General features: G+C 61.2%; 20 protein-coding genes, 1 tRNA gene and 1 pseudogene. 12 read left to right on the forward strand and 10 right to left on the reverse strand.

What is annotated here, in order from left to right:
- Positions 1–76: 76 nt before the first annotated feature.
- Together AWB81_RS44765 and AWB81_RS19705 are read right to left on the reverse strand one after the other, a co-directional pair.
- Entirely contained in the window at positions 77–283 is a 207-nt protein-coding gene (locus AWB81_RS44765; RefSeq protein WP_144444140.1) for a hypothetical protein, read from the reverse strand.
- Positions 284–360: 77 nt separating this feature from the next.
- Entirely contained in the window at positions 361–1,470 is a 1,110-nt protein-coding gene (locus AWB81_RS19705; RefSeq protein ID WP_159938913.1) for a M48 family metalloprotease, read from the reverse strand.
- A 424-nt stretch (positions 1,471–1,894) separates the two neighbouring features.
- On the opposite strand from AWB81_RS19705, the pseudogene AWB81_RS49145 reads away from it, so the two are divergent.
- Positions 1,895–2,403: pseudogene (locus AWB81_RS49145) on the forward strand (IS110 family transposase); the annotation flags it as partial.
- A gap of 204 nt (positions 2,404–2,607) precedes the next feature.
- On the opposite strand, the gene AWB81_RS44770 reads toward AWB81_RS49145, so the two are convergent.
- The 4 genes from AWB81_RS44770 to AWB81_RS19725 all read right to left on the reverse strand — a co-directional run bounded on the left by AWB81_RS44770 (position 2,608) and on the right by AWB81_RS19725 (position 6,737).
- A complete protein-coding gene (locus tag AWB81_RS44770) occupies positions 2,608–3,699 on the reverse strand; it encodes a hypothetical protein (protein WP_144444141.1) in 1,092 nt (363 codons plus the stop codon).
- Between the two features lie 1,137 nt (positions 3,700–4,836).
- On the reverse strand, positions 4,837–5,391 hold the full coding sequence (locus AWB81_RS19715; RefSeq protein WP_062638236.1) for a hypothetical protein: 555 nt from the start codon (positions 5,389–5,391) through the stop codon (positions 4,837–4,839).
- 2 nt (positions 5,392–5,393) lie between these two features.
- Positions 5,394–6,422: a hypothetical protein gene (locus tag AWB81_RS19720; RefSeq protein WP_144444143.1), complete on the reverse strand. Its 1,029-nt coding sequence runs from the start codon at positions 6,420–6,422 to the stop codon at positions 5,394–5,396.
- 239 nt (positions 6,423–6,661) lie between these two features.
- Positions 6,662–6,737: transfer RNA gene (locus AWB81_RS19725), tRNA-Lys, on the reverse strand.
- A gap of 205 nt (positions 6,738–6,942) precedes the next feature.
- Between AWB81_RS19725 and AWB81_RS19730 the strand changes: the two genes are divergently transcribed.
- Genes AWB81_RS19730 through AWB81_RS19740 form a run of 3 tightly spaced genes read left to right on the forward strand, consistent with a single transcriptional unit; the run spans position 6,943 to position 8,733 of the window.
- A complete protein-coding gene (locus AWB81_RS19730) occupies positions 6,943–7,347 on the forward strand; it encodes a PaaI family thioesterase (protein WP_062638238.1) in 405 nt (134 codons plus the stop codon).
- A gap of 31 nt (positions 7,348–7,378) precedes the next feature.
- Complete coding sequence (locus AWB81_RS19735; RefSeq protein ID WP_062638239.1) at positions 7,379–8,245, forward strand: patatin-like phospholipase family protein; 867 nt, start codon at positions 7,379–7,381, stop codon at positions 8,243–8,245.
- A gap of 11 nt (positions 8,246–8,256) precedes the next feature.
- Positions 8,257–8,733, forward strand: a complete 477-nt coding sequence (locus AWB81_RS19740) for an OsmC family protein (protein WP_062638240.1) — start codon at positions 8,257–8,259, stop codon at positions 8,731–8,733.
- 3 nt (positions 8,734–8,736) lie between these two features.
- Here AWB81_RS19740 and AWB81_RS19745 read toward each other — a convergent pair whose 3' ends face one another.
- Complete coding sequence (locus tag AWB81_RS19745) at positions 8,737–9,756, reverse strand: D-2-hydroxyacid dehydrogenase family protein (protein WP_062638241.1); 1,020 nt, start codon at positions 9,754–9,756, stop codon at positions 8,737–8,739.
- Positions 9,757–10,265: 509 nt separating this feature from the next.
- Between AWB81_RS19745 and AWB81_RS19750 the strand changes: the two genes are divergently transcribed.
- Complete coding sequence (locus tag AWB81_RS19750; protein ID WP_062638242.1) at positions 10,266–12,131, forward strand: phosphoenolpyruvate carboxykinase (GTP); 1,866 nt, start codon at positions 10,266–10,268, stop codon at positions 12,129–12,131.
- Between the two features lie 328 nt (positions 12,132–12,459).
- On the forward strand, positions 12,460–13,584 hold the full coding sequence (locus AWB81_RS19755; RefSeq protein WP_062638243.1) for a LysR family transcriptional regulator: 1,125 nt from the start codon (positions 12,460–12,462) through the stop codon (positions 13,582–13,584).
- A gap of 88 nt (positions 13,585–13,672) precedes the next feature.
- On the opposite strand, the gene AWB81_RS19760 is transcribed toward AWB81_RS19755, so the two are convergent.
- From AWB81_RS19760 to dprA, 3 genes are all read right to left on the reverse strand, one after another.
- Entirely contained in the window at positions 13,673–16,327 is a 2,655-nt protein-coding gene (locus AWB81_RS19760; protein WP_062638244.1) for a DNA topoisomerase III, read from the reverse strand.
- A gap of 206 nt (positions 16,328–16,533) precedes the next feature.
- Positions 16,534–16,911, reverse strand: a complete 378-nt coding sequence (locus AWB81_RS19765) for a thioredoxin family protein (RefSeq protein WP_062638245.1) — start codon at positions 16,909–16,911, stop codon at positions 16,534–16,536.
- Positions 16,912–17,018: 107 nt separating this feature from the next.
- The gene (gene dprA, locus AWB81_RS19770; protein ID WP_087135072.1) at positions 17,019–18,290 is read right to left on the reverse strand and encodes a DNA-processing protein DprA; all 1,272 of its coding nucleotides are present in this window, start codon (positions 18,288–18,290) and stop codon (positions 17,019–17,021) included.
- 200 nt (positions 18,291–18,490) lie between these two features.
- On the opposite strand from dprA, the gene def reads away from it, so the two are divergent.
- The 6 genes from def to AWB81_RS19800 all read left to right on the forward strand — a co-directional run bounded on the left by def (position 18,491) and on the right by AWB81_RS19800 (position 23,952).
- Positions 18,491–18,994 carry a peptide deformylase gene (def, locus tag AWB81_RS19775; protein ID WP_062638302.1) on the forward strand — a complete coding sequence of 168 codons (504 nt, stop codon included), beginning with the start codon at positions 18,491–18,493 and terminating at the stop codon, positions 18,992–18,994.
- A 56-nt stretch (positions 18,995–19,050) separates the two neighbouring features.
- The gene (gene fmt / locus AWB81_RS19780) at positions 19,051–20,037 is read left to right on the forward strand and encodes a methionyl-tRNA formyltransferase (protein WP_062638246.1); all 987 of its coding nucleotides are present in this window, start codon (positions 19,051–19,053) and stop codon (positions 20,035–20,037) included.
- A gap of 60 nt (positions 20,038–20,097) precedes the next feature.
- A complete protein-coding gene (locus AWB81_RS19785) occupies positions 20,098–20,742 on the forward strand; it encodes a LysE family translocator (RefSeq protein WP_062638247.1) in 645 nt (214 codons plus the stop codon).
- Positions 20,743–20,858: 116 nt separating this feature from the next.
- Positions 20,859–21,713: a zinc metalloprotease HtpX gene (gene htpX, locus AWB81_RS19790; RefSeq protein ID WP_062638248.1), complete on the forward strand. Its 855-nt coding sequence runs from the start codon at positions 20,859–20,861 to the stop codon at positions 21,711–21,713.
- 155 nt (positions 21,714–21,868) lie between these two features.
- The gene (gene rsmB / locus AWB81_RS19795) at positions 21,869–23,359 is read left to right on the forward strand and encodes a 16S rRNA (cytosine(967)-C(5))-methyltransferase RsmB (protein ID WP_062638249.1); all 1,491 of its coding nucleotides are present in this window, start codon (positions 21,869–21,871) and stop codon (positions 23,357–23,359) included.
- A complete protein-coding gene (locus AWB81_RS19800; protein ID WP_062638250.1) occupies positions 23,356–23,952 on the forward strand; it encodes a DUF4390 domain-containing protein in 597 nt (198 codons plus the stop codon). The genes rsmB and AWB81_RS19800 overlap by 4 nt, the downstream gene beginning before the upstream one ends.

Consider the following 23,952-nt stretch of genomic DNA (forward strand, 5'->3'; position numbering starts at 1 on the left):
AACTGGGAGTTTCGCAACTGCTTATCTGCACCTATCCGCACGCTGCGCTTGGCTTCGCGCGATTCTGCAAGACCGACTACATAGGGTTCGTAAAATATGCCGCGCCAACTTCACCCTGGTTAATTTGAGCACCGACATCTTCCACCGTCGCTTCAGGCGATAAACTCAAAATAAACCCGTGACCGTGGACCTCTCCATAGTTAGCGTTTTCGCTCGCAATCTGATAAAGCGATTCAGAAGTCAGTCCCGACAAATCCAGTCCGACAGCTTTCCCATCTTCCATGTAGAACCTCCAGATTGTGCAAAATAACTGCAGCTAAGGTACTCGCAGACTGTTATTCAATCGGTTAAGAAAAACGGTCAGAATTCGTAGGAATACGGACGAACCCTCTCTATGACCGTCGAGTTCCAATAGTCTTGGAGAGCCATCGTATGTTCTCTTGCAGATTTGGTTTTAGCCAACTCGATTCCAACCATTGTTACTGGCTCGCCAAGGATCGTTGCGAACGCCTCCTCTGCTTCGGTCCGTCCTTCGTTGAAGGCCTTTACTATCGGAATAGCCGGTCCGCCATCCCAAACATGATGAACTTCCCAACTCGCGACTGCTTCGGAATAAATACGCCGCATCGCCAGGGGGGGGTAGTGCGCCTCGGTCAATTCAGTGCGAGAAAATCTCACGTCTCCGAACAGCCGAAATAAGATGCTGAGTGAAGCATTCCAGTCGCGCAGCAAGCGACTAACTCCATCGGCTTTAGGAGCCCACGGCATGTGCGAATTCTCGGGACGCGCCAGCGTTACACGCAGCGAGTCGATCCGAGAAATGATGGAACGGCGATCCGCATCCTGCTCCAGACATTGGCGTTCAAACCGAAGCTCGTCGCGATCCGGTTTGGTGCCTGAGGATTCGAAGGAATGGCGAATATCGCGCTTCTCCAACAAGTAATCGACATGTCCATGCGAGATGTGCGTAATTTCGTGACCAACATAGAACATGATCGCTTGATCCGTAAGAAACTCCGCATACGCCCGGCGTAGATCGTTTTGTGGCGAGGAGAGATTGGCCTTCTGACTCATCGATTCAGCGTTGGGAATATAACCTTGTAGAAGTTCGATATCGCTCCGTTCTTGCGCGGGATCTCCAACTGACGGGAACGCATTAGCATCCGCGAGCATGCGTCCAATCACCAGCCGTAACATAAAAACGAGTCCCGTATACAAACCGATAAAATATCGGCCGTCGGCGCGAAAAGCAACGGCGTTGATCTGAGGATTGTGGATGAAGTCGAAGTAAATTGGCGGTAGCCTTTTGACGGCGCGCCTAGCCTGAGCGATAAGGTCATCCGCTCGCTCAGCGATGTCATTGTACGCGGCTCGCCCGCGCGGAGGCACGTCTTTCCTGATTAGGGGACCACCAAATCGGGTGGTCTCTCGCCGAAAAATTTTTGTATCAGCGCTTCGGAATATTGGCATACGACGGCCCTCCTTCGGCAGCTGCACACCTGCCAGCTCTCGACTAAGATAATACATCCGCAGCGAAGTACTCTATGGATCATTTCGAGTGTCGGTTACAGGGCTGACGGACTTGGGGAGCGCTAAGCGGGAAGACCTCGGAGAAGCGCGGACTCCAAGGCGCACCTCGCGCGTCAACGCACGTAAGGTATCGCTAGCGGTCGCTCCACGCCGACGGGCAACCGCACGCTGCAAACCGATGATGCGACAAACAAATTCGTGCACGGAACGACCCTTAGCTCAGTGAAGCGGACCTTCGAATGTCCGGCCGAGTCGCTGGTCGAATGGCCGTTCATGGCCGACTGTCGCCAGTATGAGGGGACGTGACCGAAGGTGCCAAATCTATGGAGTTGGGACACAACCACTTGAGGAACGGAGTCCCTAAATGAATGCTACGACATATCGACTGGGTATTGCAAAGCGGGTGTTCCAGTGTACTGCGTCGACGCACAGACCGGTGAGATAGCCAATCGCCGGATTGGACGCGGCGATTTAATTGCGTTTCTAGCCCAACGTCCTGCTGGTCGAGTGGCGTTAGAAGCTTGCGGAAGCGCGCAACTGGTGGGCACGCAAGATTCGGGCGCTTGGGCACGAAGTGGTGCTTTTGCATGCACAGTTTATCCGACCATTCGTGCAAACGAATAAGACCGACGCAGCGGATGCCAAAGCAACCTGGACTGCTGTGCAACTGCCTGGAATGCGCACGGTTCTGCGAAGACAGAGGATCAACAAGCGATGCTCAGCTTGCATCGGATGCGCTCGCAACTTATCAAGTTTCGGACGATGCAGGTGAATCAGCTTCGCAGATTTCTCTACAGATTCGAAGTGACGTTTCGGACGGGACGCGTGGCAGGACTTGCCGAGGTAAGGGAGCGCATGGCGCAGCTAGTAGACACGTCCAAGCCGGTCTGTCGGGAAAGTTGTGCCACACCGACTCATCTACGTTGACTCGGAAGTGACGTTCTGAGTCGCACATGCACATGCGCCAGCTAATTGCGTCAAAGCCTCCTTGAGGTTCGACTATTATCTCTGATCGTGCCGGTGACGGATTTCATAGCTAAGGCTTCTGGCCTCTCTGTTCGCTATGCTGCTCTTGAGCTAATTCGCTGTTGACAGGATCGACGCGCTATCAGTTCTCAATTTTCCGAGTTCGGCTATTGAAGTTGTGAACAACGGGTCTTGTTCAATGCCCCAGATTGCTTTTCCTTGCCCCAATGCTTCGTCCGCTTGGTCGCATTTTGCTAATGCGGCCTTGGCGTTGGCTGCAGCGGCATCGTCGTCTGAGGCGCTCGTATTGGAAAGGTTCGACCTGCCATTTTGATACAGCGCCTTAGCCTCTTTTAAAATTGCATCAGCCTTGGCAACCGCTTCTTTTGCCAATTTCCATCGTCGGTAACGAGCAAGACGAAGGCTGTCTTCGATAAACCATAATCCCTCAAGCGAGTTCTCTACGTCATTAAGTGAATTTTTTCCACCCGATCCTGGCGGGTCAATACTATGTAAGCGCTCTGTCGCACCGACTTCTATGATGTCGCGCAAGTCGGCATCGTCTATATCACGATGTACACGCGTTGACATGTAACCAAGGCAGGTAGCAGCATCAGCGCATTTTCCTTTCAGGCGCCACCAGGAAACGAAACGAGGGAATATGTCGTCTTGTACGAGTTTCACTTGGATATATGTCGCTGGTGAAATTTGAGACTTACAAGCTATTTTGCTGAGATTATAAGAAAGATTCCCATAGTCTTCAGAATTTTGAGCCGGGGAAGAGCGCAGCGAGATATGCGTCCGTGTCTTCGTAGACAGTTTCTTTGCCTCTGTTACCGGCTCAGGAGAATACCCGAGAAGGGCCGGAAGACCTTCCCAAAATGATTCGCTCACTCCAACGCCGGCACATTGGAAATGATTAATGGTGTCGTCGAGAATCGAGCTGACTCTATCTAGATAAGAGTTGACGCTTTCATCTATAAGCGGCAAGGCCTGCTTGATGAGCAGAAGCGCCTGCTCTCTCAATTGTTGTGGGAGGAGCCTTAGGACATCAAGGGTCTGCTGATCCAATCCTGCGGTAACTTGCAATCCAAATAGCGCGGATAATCCGAAATCAACTTCAGCTGCTCCAGCAGGAGTGCAGATACTCATCGTTGCAGCAAGAGCACATGCAGAGAGGATATTTGCTGGACTGTACGTCACCGGTCATCTCCCAATATGAATTCGCAGCTGTATCACGGGAAGCTAACCGTAACTGATCTAGCCACAGTTGCGTTATCCGCAACTACAATCTTAGTTGACCGTATCACGCCGCCAACCCGGAGTTTCGCAGAGAGTGCGAGCGCAGAAATTCCCGGTATTTCGAAATCGGCACTACCACACTGCCGGCCCAGGTTTTTAACGGATCCAAACGGCCAAGTTATCCACCAAAAGTCGGCGCATGCCTGGTCCTGCGAGCTGTTCCTAATGGACACAAAAACCGTTCCTGAAGCGTTGATCTCTAGGTATGCGTCAACTGTTTGACCCGAGCTAATTGAGATGATCTGAAATTCGGGGGTCGCTCGGCTGATCGGTACCACTATCGATAATACCGCCGCTCCCATTCCTGCGAAAAACCGCAACAAAATATCGACTCGTCATCCTCTTCGACTTAAAGGCGTGCATCGAAACACCCTTGTCAAGTTGCGTAGGCGACGACAGCTCGAAGCTTACTAAAGCGAGAAAGAAGCCCTGTGGTACGACATGGGTCCAAATAGATCGATGCCGCATCACGGTTAACCGGTCCGTCTGGTTGGTTTCTATCCAAGCCTAGGTGACGTCTGTCTCGAAAACAAGGTTTCACGCGGGAGCCTTCGTTACGAGGTCAAAATTGGCGAAGCTATCTCCTTAACGCTTTCCGCTTCGTCCCTTACACGCATGATCGTTTGACGGGTCGTCTCGTATTCGCGCGAGTTGCGCTGTCGAGATGCCCCCTTTGATGTCTTCTGAAGCGCATGCGCCTGCTGTGCTGTCATTAACGCAGAGCGCGGCCCAATGAACACGCACGCGTTTGCCGGCAAGGTGCTCGAATATCGGGCTGTCGGAAGAATTGAGCTCTCCACGCGGACACCCACGAAACCCAGATGGCACGAATTACTATGTCCGCGTGAGTGCGCGCTTGTGAGGGAGCCGCAATCAAGCATCGAACGGGGCAAGATCGCTAAGTCAGGCTAGACGAATGCCGCGCCGCGGCTGCCACGTAAGCTGCCCGACGACGCACAGTGTTTCGCAGGAGACTCCCGAAGGGGAGCGACGCTCATGGTTGTTCGCCAGTTGTTGTTCGGAGGAAGTCGGCGCGCGCTACCCGCGGTAGCTTTCGCGATAACCGTTCAGATGGTCATCCTTCCGGTCCACAGGCGATTTGCGATCATCTGCGCGCATAGTTTCCAAATACTTCTTCCGACTCTTTTCGAGCGATTGTGCGGCCGCTATTGCGATGCGGCTTTCCTCTGCTGCTACCCAGCAGCGGTATGCCTGGAAAAATCCAACAAGCCACATGACGGATGCGCTACAAACCAGATACAGGGTGGTCGCAGACTTCGGAGTGAAAGTGAGCGCAACGATGCACGCGACGAGCGATAGTCCGTTGACGACGATGCTGCGGATGATGAATCGGCGCATATCGCGAGATTTGCGCTGCGCGACTGCGCTTTGCGCTGCACGCAAGTCATCGAGCTTCTCGAACACTGACAAGCGGTTCAAACATACCGCCCATGCGGCCGTCAGTACGAGGGCCACGCCTGACACTGCGGGCAGGATATTTGTGGGCAAAAAGAATAGTGCGGCAACGTCTGGGGCAAACTTATAGAGCGTCCAGGCCACCGCAATTCCTAGCAACGCACCGATCAGTTTCATGGTTACCCGTTGATTGCGACTGCTCCGCTATCCACCAGCGACTCCAGCCATTTACGCATCGTTTCGAACGCGTCAGACGTGTCTAACACGCCATCGTAGCTTGCGATCGTTTTCTCATTTTGCACCCGAAGATCGTTCCCATCTAGTCGGCCGCCCCCCTTTGTGCGCACCTGCAAGAACGAAACATCCTCAACGTGTCGAAGTTCGCGCATCAAACTGCTCATCAGTTCGTGTTCAGCGGCCTCTACCTTTCCTAGCTTGTCGTCGTTGGCTGCTTTTCGTCTTCGACCTGTAACTTTGATCTCAACGTTCACTTCGATGTCTGGCGTTTCGGTCAGGTCTTCGAGCTTCAGTCCGGCGTACTCCGACTCGGACAGCAAGCCACGCAGAGCAGACAGGCCAAGCCCGGATGCCGCTCTGCTAACAGCACTCGATACTTTGTCGCCGATCGTTGACTCAGCCGGGCTGTCAACCAATGGCACGCCGATTCGAATGCTTTTTACCGGCTCCTTTTCGATCCGCTTGCGCGTTACTTCCGGAATCGCATCCGACAATTCGATCCTCTGCCCACCATCGATCGCGCCGGCAGTGGTGCAAAGCCAATTAAGATGATTCTCAAGGTCAGCAGCCCGCAGTGCTTTGGACTGTATCAAAGCAATATGATTGTCGCGTATTGCGAAATAGAGCGGCGTCTCCATGAATTGCTTTCCGGCAGGTGCAGGCAGCTTAGAAACGTCAAGTTCATCCTTGCCTTCGGCCGCCGCCAAGTCGATCACCATGTGGTGGTACCCGGGGGAGTAAAGCACCATAACGCCAAAATTAAAGCCCGAATAAACTCGTGGTGAATTTATGAGACGAACCCAACTGTTCCCGCTCGGAATGCCTCCTGCTGCGACGGACTCGTCCCGTTGCGTAATCGGTAGAGCAAGAATTGCTTTGTGAAAAAGGTCTTGGAGGGTCAGCGCGCCTGGGTTCAAAAAACACGCGTGCTTATAGAAAAGCTGTTTTTGGATGCGTTTTGCTTTTGCCACGTTACCCCTCGATACCGGCGAAGTTGGATTCGCTCTTGCGTGGAAAGAAGCCCCGTCGGCATTGGTCGTGTGACTGGCCGACAGCGGACCTCACAGCCGCTATCGTATTTCGGACAACCCCTCGATGGATCGTCCGGAATACTCCTGCGTATTCCCTGAATCTGGTTACACAGCGGTTACATGGAAGCTGGATAGCAAAAAGCCCAGTCACGAGGACCGGGCTAAGTGCTTGATATCTATGGTGGGGCGTGAGTGACTCGAACACTCGACCTACGGATTAAGAGTCCGCTGCTCTACCAACTGAGCTAACGCCCCGAAAACTGAATCCGAATTATAGCGACACTTTTCCTAACGGCGCAAGCCCCTGCCAACAAAATTCGCTCGAAATCCCGGCTCGGCTGCTTCACCGCCGGCCCGTCAGTCTCAAAAACGCCTCAGCAGGTATGCTTGCAAACACAATCGAACCGTCGTTCGATTCACTTCCAGCACAACTTCCCGCCTTAAACAGGCCCAGCACACCATGGACGAAACCGCCATCCGCGATCTTCTCGACAGCATTCTGGCGCCTTGGGTGCGCGAACTGTCGCTGGCGCCTGCGGCCACGACCGCCGATTCCGTCACCCTGCGCCTCCCGTTTTCCGAAGCGCTCCGCCACGCCGGCGGCGTCATCTGCGGCCAGGTCTTCATGGCGGCAGCCGACACCGCGATGGTCGTCGCGATTTCGCATGTCCTCGGCGGCTTCAAGCCGATGACTACCGTCTCGCTCAACACAAGCTTCCTGCGCCCGGTGAAAACCGGCGACATCCTTGTCACGGCAAGAGTCCTGCGCCGCGGCCGCAACCTGGTATTCGGCGAGATCGAACTGCATGACGCCGAAGGCGAACTCGCTGCGCACGCGACCACGACCTACGCGCTCCTCGGCTAACGGCAAAAACAGCAAAGAACCGCAAAACAACATGTTCGATCAAGTCGTCTTCGCGGGCGGCGGCAACCGCTGCTGGTGGCAAGCCGGATTCTGGGACGTCGTTCAGCCGGAATTGAACCTGCGTCCGCGCGTCATCACGGGCATCTCGGCGGGCGCCGCGACAGCCTGCATGCTCTATACGAACCACGCGCATTGGGTGATGGACTACTACGCGCACGCCCTGCGCGACAACAAAAAGAACGCCTACTGGGGCAACGTGCTGCGCGGTCAGTCCGTGTTTCCGCACTACCGGATCTACCGTCAGGCGCTGCTCGACATCTTCAGCGACCAGTTCCCGTCGCTGCAATCCGCGCCGGAAATCCGCATCGGCGTGTCGCATCTGCCGCGCTGGCTGGGCGCACGCAGTGCTGTTGTGGCGGGTCTCATCGCGTACAACATCGAAAAGTACGTTAGGAAGACGCTTCATCCGACGCTCGGACAGGCGCTCGGCTTTCATCCCGAATTCGTGACGGCGCAGGAATGCGCTACCGTCGAGGATCTCGCCGACCTGATCCTGCAGTCATCGAGCACGCCGCCATTCACGCCTGTGCTTCGGCGCAACGGCCGTCCCGTGCTCGACGGCGGCATGGTCGACAACGTGCCGGTCGGCGCGCTCGACCCCTCGGCCGGCATGGTTCTCGTGATGGTGACTCGCCTTTATCCGCGTCCGCAGATGTTCGTCGTGCCGCACGGCGACCAGCAGCGCGTCTACGTGCAGCCGTCTCGCAAGGTGCCGATTTCGAGCTGGGACTACACGAGCCCGTCGCAGATGCAGCATGCTTATGACCTCGGCCGCGCCGACGGCGAGCAGTTTCTTGTACGCGTTCCTCGACCGATGGACGCAGCAGCGCACCTCTGAAGGAGCCGGATATGTCGAAGAAGCATCACTACACGGTGGAAGTCGCCTGGACGGGCGATCAGGGCTCCGGCACCTCGCGCTACGACGCCTACTCGCGCGACCATCTCGTGCGCGTGCCCGGCAAGGCGGCAATCGAGGCGTCGAGCGACCCGTCTTTCCGCGGCGATCCTGCGCGGCACAATCCGGAAGAGCTGTTCGTGGCGTCGCTGTCGTCGTGCCACATGCTGTGGTATCTGCATCTGTGCTCGACGAAGGGCATCGTCGTGACGGGTTACGTCGACGATGCGCTCGGCACGATGGAAGAAAGCGCGAAAGGAGACGGGCGCTTCACCGATGTCCTGCTGCGCCCGCGCGTGACGATCGGCGCGGGCGGGGACGTCGAACTCGCGAAGCGGCTGCACGACGATGCACACCACTTCTGCTTTATCGCGAACTCGGTGAATTTCCCGGTGCGCTGCGAGCCGTCGACGGACGTGTCGACGCTCTAGCTTTTACGCACGCCGGCGGCCGCCGACGAGCGCGTCCGGGTTCGACACGCTCGACGTGTCGCCCGCGTCGAACGCGAGAATGTTCTTGAACGCCGCACTGAAATAAAGCTCGTAGCTCTCGTGCTCCACATAGCCGATGTGCGGCGTGCAGATCACGTTCTCCATGCGCAGCAATCCGTAACCCTGCAGGATCGGTTCGCTTTCGTACACGTCGATGGCGACCATCCCCGGCCGATTGTGGTGCAGTGCGTTCAGCAGCGCGTTTTCCTCGAGCAGTTCGGCGCGGCTCGTGTTGACGAAAAGCGCCGTCGGCTTCATACGCAGCAAATCCTGCTGCGTCACGATGCCGCGCGTGTCGTCGTGCAGGCGCAGATGCAGCGTCAGCACGTCGCTCTGTTCGAACAGCGCCTCGCGATTCTCCGCAATGTCGTAGCCGTGCTCGCGCGCGAGTTCGAGCGAATGCTCGCGCCCGTGGATCAGCACGTTCATGCCGAACGCCTTCCCGTAACCTGCGACGAGCCGGCCGATCTTCCCGTAGCCCCAGATGCCGAGCGTCTGGCCGCGCAGCACCTGTCCGAGACCGAAATTCGGCGGCAGCGCGGACGTCTTCAGCCCCGACTGCTGCCATGCGCCCTGTTTCAGGTTCGCGACGTACTGCGGAATGCGGCGCTGCGCCGCCATGATCAACGCCCAGGTCAGCTCGGCCGGCGCGATCGGCGAACCGGTTCCCTCCAGCACTGCAATGCCGCGCTCTGTACACGCGTCGATGTCGATATGCCCGCCGCCCGCCTTGCCCGTCTGGCTGATCATGCGCAGACGCGGCAGCTTGTCGAGCAGTTGGGAACTGATCCGCGTGCGCTCGCGAATGAGGACGAGCGCATCGATTTCCGACAGTCTGCTAGCCAACTGTCCGAGACCGCGTACCGTGTTATTGAAGACCTTGACCTCGTGGTCGTCGAGCAAATGGAAGCAATCCAGCTTGCGGACCGCGTCCTGATAGTCGTCGAGGATGGCGATTTTCATGAGAGTCGATTGGCTTTTGTTAGGCATCAAACGTGCTGCGAACGATCTATGGAAGAAAATAGAGGGGCTAACTTCGGGTAAATACCGAGAAAATCGGTGATTTGCCGTTTATTGCACCGCGTCAAGAAATTCAAGCTGTCGAGTGCTATGCTTGAACTCCATTTTTTCGGACAGTGAACGGACGCGTCGAAACGTCGTCCGAATATATAAAAATGCCGGCAAAGCCGGAAATCAGCGAGGAGGCAAGGCAACTTAGTATCTCTTTTTAACAGTTTGTTCCGTGCCGACGCAAGCCGCGATTCCAGACGGCCGCGGCCGGCAAACTGTTTCGGCTCGTCGCGTCGTGCCCTTATGTGCCCATTTGCGCAGTGGCGGCAACCGGCTTTCGCGTGAAGACGACCGCGAAATGCCGCAGTCCGAACGCCGCCGCCGTGCAGAATGCGCCTCTCGCCAGGCAGCGTCCGATGAGCGCCTACCGTTTTATAGCCCTTAGGAACGGAGACAGCTCGATGAATCAGCCCGCAGTAGTCGAACAGAACAACGCCGTCGAAATCGATGCGCCAGCGTATGTCAGGCACCGAAAACTCATCGACTGGGTTCAGCGCGTCGCCGCGCTGACGAAGCCCGAGCGCGTCGTCTGGTGCGACGGCAGCCAGGCGGAATACGACCGTCTATGCGAACAGATGGTTTCCGCCGGCACGCTCAAGAAGCTCAACCCCGCCAAACGTCCCAACTCCTTCCTTGCCTGTTCCGATGCATCCGACGTCGCCCGCGTCGAGGATCGCACCTTCATTTGCTCCGAGCGTCCGGAAGACGCTGGACCGACCAACAACTGGATCGACCCGCAGGAAATGCGCACGACGCTCGACGGCCTCTTCGAAGGCTCGATGCGCGGCCGCACGATGTACGTCGTGCCGTTCTCGATGGGCCCGCTCGGTTCGCCGATCGCGCATATCGGCGTGGAGTTGTCGGACAGCCCGTATGTCGTGACGAACATGCGCATCATGACGCGCATGGGCCGCGCGGTGTACGACGTGCTCGGCACTGACGGCGCGTTCGTGCCGTGCGTGCATTCGGTCGGCGCGCCGCTCGTTGAAGGCAAGAAGGACGTGCCGTGGCCGTGCAACGACACGAAGTACATCGTGCATTTCCCCGAATCGCGTGAAATCTGGAGCTTCGGCTCGGGCTACGGCGGTAACGCGCTGCTCGGCAAGAAGTGTTTCGCGCTGCGCATCGCCTCGACGATGGGGCGCGACGAAGGCTGGCTCGCCGAGCACATGCTGATTCTGGGCGTCACGTCGCCGCAAGGGCGCAAGTATCACGTCGCGGCTGCGTTCCCGTCGGCGTGCGGCAAGACCAACTTCGCGATGCTGATTCCGCCGTCGGACATGAACGGCTGGAAGGTGACGACCATCGGCGACGACATCGCCTGGATCAAGCCGGGCCGCGACGGCCGTCTTTACGCGATCAACCCGGAAGCCGGCTATTTCGGCGTGGCGCCGGGCACGAGCGAAAAGACCAACTTCAACGCGATGGCGACGCTGAAGGAAAACGTAATCTTCACGAACGTCGCGCTGACCGACGACGGCGACGTCTGGTGGGAAGGCATGACCGACACGCCGCCCGCGCACCTGATCGACTGGCAGGGCCGCGACTGGACGCCGGAAATCGCGAAGGAAACCGGCGCAAAGGCGGCGCACCCGAACGCGCGCTTCACGGCGCCGGCGTCGCAATGCCCGTCGATCGATCCGGACTGGGAGAATCCCGCCGGCGTGCCGATCGACGCGTTCATCTTCGGCGGACGACGCTCGAACACGGTGCCGCTTGTGACCGAGGCGCGCGACTGGAAGGAAGGCGTCTACATGGCCGCGACGATGGGCTCCGAGACCACGGCGGCCGCGGCGGGCCAGCAGGGCGTCGTGCGCCGCGACCCGTTCGCGATGCTGCCCTTCTGCGGCTACAACATGAGCGACTACTTCGGCCACTGGCTCAAGATGGGCGAACGGCTCGACGCGATGAACGCGAAGGCGCCGAAGTTCTTCTGCGTCAACTGGTTCCGAAAGGGCGACGACGGCAAATTCGTGTGGCCTGGCTTCGGCGAGAACATGCGGGTGCTGAACTGGATGGTGGGCCGGATCGAAGGCACGGCAGCCGGCGACGAGCACGCTTTCGGCATCTCGCCGCGCTACGAGGACATCGACTGGGGCGGTCTGCCGTTCACCCGCGAGCAGTTCGAGCAGGTGATTTCCGTCAACGATACCGCGTGGCGCGAGGAACTCGCATTACACGACGAACTGTTCAACAAGCTCCAGCAAGGCCTGCCTGAACAACTGCCGGAGGCGAAGGCAGGGATCGAGAAGCGTCTCGCTGCCTGAAATCTGCGAGCAGATTAGCGTGATCTTCTGAATCAATCCCCAATACCGGCTTCGCATCCCGAAGCCGGATATTGGGGCGTCTTATCCCGCCAAAATTGGCGCGGCCAGCTTTCCAATTTCCCCTGTGCTTACATACACCCCACGCAAATGTTGCTGGATGCGCAACAACCCGCGATTTTTCACGTTTTTGGGGCGCTAACCCGCAAGCTTTCGCCAAAAAAAGGCCGGGAATCGGCAACTTCTGCACGATTTCGCGAGTCCTAGGATAATTCGCAATTGCGTTGCACAAAGAAATAGGAAAGCCGTATTTGCGGCAGGAGTTGTCCCCATGGATCATTTGCAGTCGATGAAGGTGTTTGTCCGTGTTGCGGACCTGGGCAGTTTCGCCCGCGCAGCCAACTCGATGGATATTTCGAACGCGGTGGCGACGCGCCACATCGCGGACCTGGAAGGGCGGCTCGGTACGCGCCTGCTCAACCGCACGACGCGCAGCCTGTCGCTCACCGAATCGGGTCAGGTCTATCTGGAACGCGCGCGGCAGATCCTCGACGAACTCGATGACGTCGAGCAGATGGTGGTCGCGCGCAATCACGAACCGGTCGGCTCGCTGCGCATCGTCGCGCCCGTCGTGTTCGGGCTGCACAATCTTGCGCCGGTCCTGCAGACCTATGCGCAGCGGTATCCCAAGGTCGTGCCTGATGTGACGCTCGTCGACCGGCAGGTCGATCTCGTCGAAGAAGGGTTCGATGTCGGCATCGTGATCGCGCGCCAGGTGAGAAGCGCGAGCGTCGTCACGCGGCGCCTGACGACCGGCTGCATGACCGTCTGCGCGACCCCGGATTATCTGGCGACGCACGGCACGCCGACGCGTCCCGAGGAACTGCTCGCGCATCCGTGCCTCAGCCTGCCGTCGGAATACTGGGGCGACGAACGCGTGTTCACCGGTCCGGAAGGCGAGGTGCGCGTGCGGCCGTCGAACGTGATCGTCGCGAACAACACGGAGATGCTGCGGCAGTTCGCGCTGCTCGGCATGGGCATCGCGATCCTGCCGAGCTATCTGATCGGCAACGATACGACGAGCGGGCGCTTCGTCCGGCTGCTGTCCGACTATCGGCTGCCGCAGGTCGAGATCAACGTCGCGTATCCGAGCCGCCGCCATCTACCGGCGAAGGTGCGCACGTTCATCGATCATCTCGTCGAGCATTTCAGCCAGACGCCGAATCATCAGCTTGGCGAGCAGTGGGCGAAGGACGGTTTCGCGAAGCCGGGCGCGCCCGCCCTGGACGGCAAGGAGTCTGCGCCGCTCGTCGCGCACGCGGCCTATGCGCACAATGGCGCCGACGAGCACCGCGCGACCGCGACCGCCGCGCGTCCGGTCGATGGCGAACTCGGTTCAAAACTCGCGAAGCCGTCGCGTTCGCGCGCGCGGATGCCGGCGCACTCGCCTTATTGAACTGAGAGCGCTCCAGCCGAAGCTCAAATAGAAAACGGCCCGCGAATCGCTTCGCGGGCCGTTTTCTATGGGCGGAGAACCGGCGGAATCAACCGGTCTTGCGCGCAGTCGTCTTTTTCGCGGCCGCCTTCTTGGCCGGCGCTTTCTTCGCCGCGGTCTTGGCAGGCGCCTTTGCCGTCCTGGTGGCGGCTACCGCGACATCGCCGTCGCCTTCATCCTCGCCGCCATCGGCAGGCGATGCCGCCGCGCCGCGCTTGACCGCCGCCGTTTTCGCGCCGGGCTTCGGCTCCTTCTTCTCGAATTCGAAGCCGATCTTACCGTCCGGCTGCTTCACGAGGAACGCCTTGAAGTTGCGGCCGGTCCGCGACGACTTGAAGTTCGTCAGCAGATCGGTGCGGCCTTCCTCGAGCAGCTTCGCCATCTGATCGCGCGCGATTTCCTGCTGCAGGATCACCTTGCCGGAGCGGAAATCGCACGTTTTCGGATTCGAAACCGAGTTTTCGCAGACATAGCTCATGCCGTGCTCGTACACGCGCGACTGGCATTTCGGACAATGGCCGACCGGCGTCTGCTCCGAGAAATCGGGCGGTTCGCCGTCTTCGCCGCCGGAGTCCTGCCCGAAGTCGAATTCGAGCTTGTAGTTCTTGATCTCATCGTCGAAGGAGAGCTTGAGGATCGCCGAAAACGGACGGCCCATCTTGCTGCGAAATCCCGACAGCGGCCCGATCGTCTTTTCCTTCAGCAATTCCTCGACTTCCGGAATCTCGAACTGGCGTCCGCCCGGAATCTTCGAAATCGAGAACTCGCACTTGCTGCACGCGAAGCGGCGGTAGTTTTCCTTCACCTGGCCGCCGCAATTCGGACACGGCGTTTCGAGCGTCGCGTAGTCGCCGGGGATCGTGTCGGAGTCGTACTCCTTCGCGCGCTTGACGATGGTTTGCGTCATGCGCGCGATTTCCTGCATGAACGCATCGCGATGCAGGTTGCCGCGCTCCATCTGCGAAAGCTTGTGCTCCCACTCGCCGGTCAGTTCCGGCGCCGTCAGTTCCTCGACGCCGAGGCCGCGCAAAAGCGTCATCAGCTGGAACGCTTTCGCGGTCGGAATCAGCTCGCGCCCTTCGCGCACCATGTACTTCTCGCCGAGCAGCCCTTCGATGATCGCCGCGCGCGTCGCCGGCGTGCCGAGACCCTTCGCGGCCATCGCTTCGCGCAGTTCCTCGTCTTCGACAAGCTTGCCCGCGCCTTCCATCGCCGAAAGCAGCGACGCCTCGTTGTAGCGCGCGGGAGGCTTGGTCACGAGGCCGTGCGCCGCGACCTTCTCGACATCGACCTTTTCGTCTTTCTGCACCGGCACGAGGTTGGCGTCCTCGCCGGAGATTTCCTTGCCGTAGACCTGCAGCCAGCCCGGCTCGACCAGCACCTTGCCTTCGGTCTTGAAATGATGGCCGGCGACTTCGGTGATGCGCGTCGTCACGAGATATTCGGCCGGCGGGAAGAACACGGCGAGAAAGCGCTTCACGACGAGGTCGTAGAGCTTCTGCTCCGGCTCGGACAGCGCTTTGGGCGCCTGCAGCGTCGGGATGATGGCGAAGTGGTCGCTGATCTTCGAGTTGTCGAAGATGCGCTTGTTCGGCTTGACCCAACCCTTGTCGAGCACCTGCTTCGCGTGCGGCAGATAGTTGTTGCTCTCCTTCAACATCGAGAGCGTGTCCTTCACCGTGGCGATGTAGTCCTCGGGCAGGGCGCGCGCGTCGGTACGCGGGTAGGTCAGGACCTTGTGCTTTTCATACAGAGCCTGCGCGAGACCGAGCGTGTTCTTCGCCGAAAAGCCGAAGCGGCCATTGGCTTCGCGCTGGAGGCTCGTCAGGTCGAAGAGCATCGGCGACATCTGCGTCGACGGCTTCGATTCTTCCGTCACCGTGCCGGTCTTGCCGCGACAGGCCGCGACGATCGATTCCGCCGCCGCGAGGCTCCAGAGCCGCGAGTCGCGCTGCTCGGGATCGCCCTCGACGCGCTTGAATTTCGGGTCGAACCAGCGGCCTTCGTACAGGCCCTTCGCTGCGATGAACTCGGCGCGCACTTCCCAGTAGTCGCGTGGCACGAAGCGGCGGATCTTCTCCTCGCGTTCGACGACGATCGACAACGTCGGCGTCTGAACGCGGCCGACGGTCGTCAGGAAGAAACCGCCCCCCTTGCTGTTGAACGCCGTCATCGCGCGCGTGCCGTTGATGCCGACGAGCCAGTCCGCTTCCGAGCGGCAGCGTGCAGCGTCGGCGAGCGGCTGCATGTCGGCGTCGCTGCGCAGGTTGGCGAAGCCTTCGCGGATCGAGCCGGCGGTCATCGACTGGAGCCAGAGGCGCTGGACCGGCTGCTTCGCCTTCGCGTGCTGCGCGATCAGGCGGAAGATCAGTTCGCCCTCGCGCCCCGCGTCGCAGGCGTTGATCAGGCGGTCGATGTCCTTGCGCTTGAGCAGCTTTGTCAGCACCTTCAGGCGCGATTCGCTCTTCGCGATCGGATTCAGGTCGAAATGCGGCGGAATGACGGGCAGATTGGCGAAACTCCACTTGCCGCGCTTGACGTCGTATTCCTCCGGCGCCGCGATCTCCAGCAGGTGGCCGACGGCGGACGACAGCACGTAGTCGTCGCTTTCGTAGTATTCGTCATGCTTGGTGAAGCCGCCCAGCGCGCGCGCGATGTCGTTCGCGACAGAAGGCTTCTCGGCGATGATCAGGGCTTTGGACATGACTCGATTTGGTTGGGGACTGGCATGGGTTCCGGTTTTGGACCCGTTAACGCCGCTTTATAGCACACGGTTCGCGCAACGCGACGCCCATGTCATATAAAAGCGGCCCGTCGAACGGTGCGCCCGAACGTTGCACGAACCGCACTGCCGCCGGTTTTCGGCTGCGGCGCGAGGGCGACCGGAGGCCGTTTTCGGCGCCCCCGACGCTAGGCTTCCGCGAGCGCGGGACGCAGTTTCGGCGCGCCCACGACGCCCGGCAACGCGGTCAGGTCGACTAGCATGCGCTCGACAATCGACGCCTGCGGCAGCACCGTGCCGAAAAAGCGCGTCGTGATCGCGTCCTCGATCAGGATCGTCGGGAAATTCTCGACGTCGAGATCGTCGAAACGATCCGCCTGGTTCTCGATGTCGATCCAGGCGAAGCAGATATCCGGGTGAGCGTCGGCCAGCCGGTCGAAACCCTCGCGATATTCGCGGCAAGTCCCGCACCAGTCCGCGCACAGGCAGGCGACGAAGAGCGTATCCGGTTCGGCGATACGTTCAGCGATCTGCTCGGCGTCGGTGTCGAGATTCAGCGCGGGCATGGTGGTCCTTGGTAATCCTTGGTGGTTCGACAGGCGATTCTTTTTACCGCCGGGGTCGGCTGGGCGGTTTCTGGCCGGTATTTTCGCGAATGTAGCATGAGCCAGCGTCAAGAGCGCTCGATGCGCATGAAGCGTCCTCCCGGCAACGATTCGATGCGGCCCTTCAGTTCGAGCCGCAGCAGCAGGCCTTGCAGCGTCGAGCCAGTCAGGTCGGTGCGCGAGGCGAGAATTTCAAGCGTCGCGGGCGAGTGACCGAGCGCGGCGAGCACGCGATCCTCGTCCGGAGTTGCGTTCGCGGTTGCTTGCGGTGGTGTGGCGCGGGCACGCGCCCAGGAGACGGTGGCGGGAGGCGGGGCTTCGTTGCCGCATGACCGTTCTTCGGTCGCCGTGACGCCCGTGCGCTTGCGGGGCGCCTTCGCGGTCGGGGGCGGGGCCGCGGGAATCATCCCGAACTCCTCCAGCACATCCTCCGGCGTCTCGACGAGCTTCGCCCCTTGCTTGATCATCCGGTGACATCCGCGCGCAAGCGGCGCGTGGATCGATCCGGGTATCGCGAACACGTCGCGCCCCATTTCGTTGGCGAGCCGCGCCGTGATGAGCGAGCCGGAGCGCATCGCCGCCGCGACGATCAGCACCCCGCCCACGAGCCCCGCGATCAACCGGTTGCGCTGCGGGAAATTCTCCGAGCGCGCGGGCGTGCCGAGCGGCCATTCCGAGACGATGGCGCCGCCTTCCGCGATTTCGTGAGCGAGCGCGTGATGCTGCGATGGATAGACCAGATCCGCACCCGTGCCGATCACGGCAAGAGTGCTCGCCGCGCCCTGGAGCGCGCCGCGATGCGCAGCGGCGTCGATACCGAGCGCGAGCCCCGACACCACGGCAAGCCCCGCGTCCGACAGCGCGCGGGCGAAGCGACGCGCGTCCTCGATGCCTTGCGGCGTGGCGCTCCGGCTGCCGACAATCGCGACCGCGCGAGCCTGCAACAAGTCCAGCCGTCCCTTTACATATAGAAGCGGCGGCGGATCGGGCATCGTGAGGAGCGCCTGCGGATACGCAGCGTCGGCGAGCGTCACGACGTGATTGCCCGCCTCCGACGCCCAGTCGACGGTGCGCTGCACACGCTCGTCAAAATCTGCGCGCGAATCCGGCGGCGGCGCGAGCACGGCTTTCGCCGCATCCTCGCCGGCGACGCCTGCCAGGGCGGCGAACGACTGCGCGAGCACCGCCTGCGGGCCGCCGAACGCGCCGAGCAACGCGCGCAGCGCGGCGGGACGCAGACCCCGCGCGTGGGCAAGCCGAAGCCACGCCGGCAGGTCGTCGGGAGGCGCGTGAGCCAGTTCCGGCGCGGCTCGCGCGGTCAGCAGGGCGGCGGTCGTCATGTTAAGATTTTCATATTCCGAAACACACAAAGGGTCGCCGCCCGGCCGCGCTCGCATGCACGATGCGCGGTGCAGCCGTCAGTTGGCCGCGTTGAAACCGGCGAGATTCAGCCGCCAATCTTCCGCACCCCGGCACCCGTCCGCAACCTGGCCGAATGGCCGACTTCCGCGCGCCGCGCCGCGCGCCGATACTTCGAAACATGGCTCTGCTCAAGATACTCAACTACCCCGACAAGCGGCTGAACAAGGTGGCGAAGCCCGTCGCCGTCGTCGACGACCGCATTCGCAAGCTCGTCGCCGACATGGCCGAGACGATGTACGCCGCGCCCGGCGTCGGCCTCGCGGCCACGCAGGTGGACGTGCACGAACGCGTGATCGTGATCGACGTGTCCGACGCGCACGACGATCTCCAGGTCTTCATCAACCCGGAGATCGTCTGGTCGAGCGACACGAACAAGGAATGGGAAGAGGGCTGCCTGTCGGTGCCCGGAATCTATGACTTCGTCGAGCGCCCCGAAAAAGTGCGCGTGAAAGCGCTCAACGAAAAGGGCGAATCGTACGAGATCGACTGCGACGGGCTGCTCGCCGTGTGCATCCAGCATGAAATGGATCACCTGGAGGGCCACGTGTTCGTCGAGTACCTGTCGCAGCTCAAGCAGACGCGCATCCGCGGCAAGATGAAGAAGCTCGAAAAGGCGCTGTGACGCGCCGGTTTGTCGTTATTTCGTTTGTTCCACCGTACCAGCAGGCTGCCTGATCGATGACTCAATCGCTGCGTGTCGTTTTTGCCGGAACCCCGGAGTTTGCCGCCGCCGCGCTCGCGGCGATCCACGCAGCCGGATTCGCCGTGCCGCTCGTGCTAACACAGCCCGACCGGCCGGCCGGGCGCGGCATGAAGCTCACCGCCAGTCCGGTGAAGCGATATGCGGTGGAACAGGGGCTGAAGGTCGCGCAGCCGACGTCGCTGCGTCGTAGCGGCAAGTATCCCGAGGAAGCGTCGGCGGCCATTGATCTGCTGCGCGCCACGCCACACGACGTGATGGTGGTCGCCGCTTACGGGCTGATCCTGCCTCAGGAAGTGCTCGACATCGCGCCGCACGGCTCGATCAACATTCACGCGTCGCTTTTGCCGCGCTGGCGCGGCGCCGCGCCGATCCACCGCGCAATCGAAGCGGGTGACGCGGAAACCGGCATCACGCTGATGCAGATGGACGCCGGGCTCGACACCGGCGCGATGATCCGCGAGGCGCGCACCGTCATTCTTCCGAACGATACGACCGGAACGCTCCACGACCGTCTCGCGCAACTCGGCGCGGATCTGGTCGTTCAGGCGCTGCGCGATCTCGAACGTGAAGGCACGCTACCCGCCACGAAGCAACCGGACGAAGGCGCCACCTACGCCGCGAAGATCGCGAAGCATGAAGCCGCGCTCGACTGGCGCCGTCCCGCCGATGCGCTTGCGCGGCAGATCCGCGCGTTCGATCCGTTCCCCGGCGCGTCCGGTACGCTCGACGGCGCCGCGGTCAAGATCTGGGCCGCCGAGGTGCTGGAGATGCCGGCGAACCCGGAGCCAGGCGCGATCGTCGATGTTTCGGCGGAAGGTGTCGTCGTGGCGTGCGGCGAAGGCGCGCTGCGGCTCACCCAGCTTCAGAAGCCAGGCGGCAAGCGCCTGCCGGTGCGCGAGTTTCTCGCCGGGTTCCCGCTCGCCCAAGGCCAGCGGTTCGCGCCGGCTCCCTCCGATGCGTAAATCAAGAGTCACTGGGGCTAGAATCGGAGGTTCGAATCACGAGCCTCCCGGAGCCCGAAAATGCTCGGCATTACCAGTTTCACCCTCTTTCTCGTCGCGGTTTTCCTGCTGAACGTCACGCCCGGGCCCGATACCGCTTACATCGTCGGCCGGAGCGTCGCGCAAGGGCGCGGCGCGGGCATCGTGTCGGCGCTCGGCATTTCGGCCGGCTGCATCGTTCATACGCTCGCTTGCGCGTTCGGCCTGACCGCGCTTCTCGCGGCATCGGCGACTGCGTTCACCGTCGTCAAATTCGCCGGCGCGATCTATCTGATCTATCTCGGTGTGCGCCTGATTTTCGCCAAACCGGAAGCCATGAACGACGAAGGCGCGGCGCAAAAGCTCAAAACCGCACCCAAATCGCTGCGTCAGCTTTTCGCGCAAGGATTCGTCACGAACGTGCTGAATCCGAAGGTCGTGCTCTTTTTCGTGTCGTTCTTCCCGCAATTCGTCGCCGCCGACAGTCCGCACAAGGTCCTCGCCTTCCTCGCGCTCGGCCTCGTCTTCATCCTGATGAGCACCGTCTGGAACGGCTTCGTCGCGTGGATCGCGGGCAGCGTCACCCAGCGATTCTCCGGCAAGCCCGGCGTGAAACGGTGGCTCGATCGCGGTGTCGGCAGCGCATTCGTCGGACTTGGAATCAAACTCGCGACTTCGCACAGGTAATTGAATTATCGAACGATGCCCCTATCTAACGTTTTGCTTACAATCGTGGGCCGGGCAATCGTGCCTCGGACCATTCGCGCGAGACGCGCATTTGAATAAGGGTGAGGAGTTCAGACATGTTCAACTGGGTCAAAACCGCGATGCTGATGGCAGCGATCACGGCCCTTTTTGTCGTCATCGGCGGCATGATCGGCGGAACGAAGGGCATGATGCTCGCGCTGATCGTCGCGCTCGGTATGAATTTCTTTTCGTACTGGTTCTCGGACAAGATGGTCCTGCGCATGTACAACGCGCAGGAAGTCGACGAAGCCAGCGCGCCGCAGTTCTATCGGATGGTGCGCGATCTCGCGGCGCGGGCCGAACTCCCGATGCCGCGCGTCTATCTGATCAACGAGGACGCGCCGAACGCGTTCGCGACCGGCCGCAATCCGCAGCACGCGGCCGTCGCGGCGACGACCGGCATTTTGCGCGTGCTCTCCGAGCGTGAATTGCGCGGCGTGATGGCGCACGAACTCGCGCACGTGAAGCATCGCGACATCCTGATTTCGACGGTATCGGCGACGATGGCCGGCGCGATCTCCGCGCTCGCGAACTTCGCGATGTTCTTCGGCGGCCGCGACGAGGAAGGCCGTCCGACGAACTTCATTGCGAGCATCGCGGTGGCGATTCTCGCGCCGATCGCGGGCGCTTTGATCCAGATGGCGATCTCGCGGGCGCGCGAGTTCGAGGCCGACCGCGGCGGCGCGCAGATTTCGGGCGATCCGCAAGCGCTTGCGAGCGCGCTGGAAAAGATCCACGCGTATGCGACGGGCGTGCCGTTCGCGACGGCCGAAGCGCACCCGGCCACCGCGCAGATGATGATCATGAATCCGCTGTCGGGCGGCGGGATCGCGAATCTGTTCTCGACCCATCCGGCCACCGAGGAGCGCGTTGCCAGACTGATGGAGATGGCGCGCACCGGCAGGATTTGATCGCGACGTGAGTCGACGGAAGGGCCGCTCAGAAGCGGCCCTTTTGCATTGCGGCGCGGCGCACGGTCCTGGCCTTTCTGCCTCGCCTTTCCCACAAGTTACAATGCCTCGTTTGTGCGAGCCGGCATGTCGCCGCTCCACGTCCTGGCTCCCACATGACCGACAAGCCTTCCCGACGACGCGCGCCCTCCCTGGCCGATCAGGCAAGAGCGCCGTCCGACGCCCTTCTCAGCACGCTGCACCTCGCACCCGATTCGCTCGCGTACGCGCTCGACGGCGCCGCGCAGGCGGTCGGTGCCGTGCGCGCCGGGGCGGCTTTGCCCGCGGTGCTGCAGAGCGTGCTCGCAGGCAGCCAGTCCACGGCGCGCGGTGCGACGCAGGACATCGCGTATCGCACGATGCGCCGTCTCGCGCTTGCCGATGCGCTCCTGCACAAGCTGGTGCGCAAGGCGCCGCCGCCGCACGTCGCGAACGTGCTCGCGTGCGCGTTCGCGCTGCTCGTCGACGATGAAGCGCACGCCGCCTACGCACCGTTCACCGTGGTCGATCAGGCGGTGAACGCGATTGCCGCACGCCGCGAGCTTGCATTCGCGAAGGGGCTGGTCAACGCCGTGCTGCGCAACTTCCTGCGCGAGCGGGAAAGCTTGCTCGAAGTGACGCGACAGGATCCCGTCGCGCGCTGGAACTATCCGTCCTGGTGGATCGACGCGGTGAAGCGCGGCCAGCCCGACGCATGGGAAAGCATCCTCGACGCGGGCAACCGGCAGGGTCCGCTCACGCTGCGCGTGAACACGCGCCGCACCACGGTCGCCGAGTATCTCGACACGCTGAAGGCCGCGAACATCGAAGCCGACGCTGCGGGTGAACATGCAGTTCGCCTGCAAACGCCGATGCCGGTCGACCGGATTCCGGGCTTCGACGACGGCGTCGTCTCCGTGCAGGACGCGGGCGCGCAGCTCGCCGCGCAGTTGCTGGGAGCGAAGGACGGCATGCGCGTGCTCGACGCGTGCGCCGCGCCCGGCGGCAAGACGGGCCACATCCTGGAACTCGCCGACGTCGAACTCATCGCGCTCGAAAGCGACGCACAGCGCGCGAACCGCATCAAACAGAACCTCGACCGGCTGAAGCTCGAAGCGGAGATTCGCGTCGGCGATGCGGGCGATCCGTCGGGCTGGTCCGACGGCGATCCCTTCGATCGCATCCTCGCCGACGTGCCGTGCTCGGCGTCGGGCATCGTGCGGCGTCATCCGGATATCCGCTGGCTGCGCCGGCCATCCGACATCGCGGCGCTCGTCGAAGAGCAGCGGCGCATTGTGTCGGCGCTGTGGCCGCTGGTCGCGAAGGGCGGGGAACTGCTCTACGTGACGTGTTCGATCTTCCCGGAAGAGGGCGAGGAGCAGGCCCGCTGGTTTGGAGCCGTGCACGAAGATGCGGTACGATTGGGCGCGCCCGGGCAGATATTGCCGACTGCCCGGCCGGCCAGCGCCCACACGAGTGCCGTTCCTTCGCAGGATTCACCGGACGGTGCACAGGACGCGGAACCCGGTCAGGGCGAGGCGCATCGTACCCGCTCCATCTCGAACCAGGACGCGGAACCCATCGCGGACCACGACGGATTCTTCTACGCGCGCTTTCAGAAACGGTGACGATCAAACGCTTTTTTCCGCTTCGGCTCGTGGCCGTGGTCTGGACCGTCCTGGCGCTGCTGTTGAGCCTCGCCGCGGCCGAACCCGCACTCGCCGACACGATCGCCGTGCAGCGGGCCTCGCTGCAGGCGGACGGCAGCGGCTGGAGCATCGACGCGCGTTTCGACTTCGATCTCAACAGCAGTCTCGAAGACGCCGTCAACAAGGGCGTGCCGCTCTACTTCACGACCGATTTCAACCTGTCGCGCCCGCGCTGGTACTGGTTCGATGAAGAGCCGGTGAACGTGTCGCAGAGCATTCGGTTATCGTTTCAGCCACTGACGCGCGAGTACCGCGTATCGACGGGCGGCTTGCAGCTCGGCTTCAGTTCGCTCAATGAAGCGCTCGACGTGATCAAGCACGTGACCTCGTGGCATGTGATCGATCGCAATCAGGTGAGGCCGGGCGAGACCTACAACGCATCGGTGCGCATGCAGCTCGACATCGCGCTGATGCCCAAACCCTTCCAGATCGACGCGGTAAACAACCGCGACTGGAACCTCGCATCCGACTGGAAGCGTTTTACCTTTACGGCGGCAGAGCGTGCTAAATAA

This window comes from Caballeronia arationis (assembly GCF_001544975.2).
Lineage (GTDB): Bacteria > Pseudomonadota > Gammaproteobacteria > Burkholderiales > Burkholderiaceae > Caballeronia > Caballeronia arationis.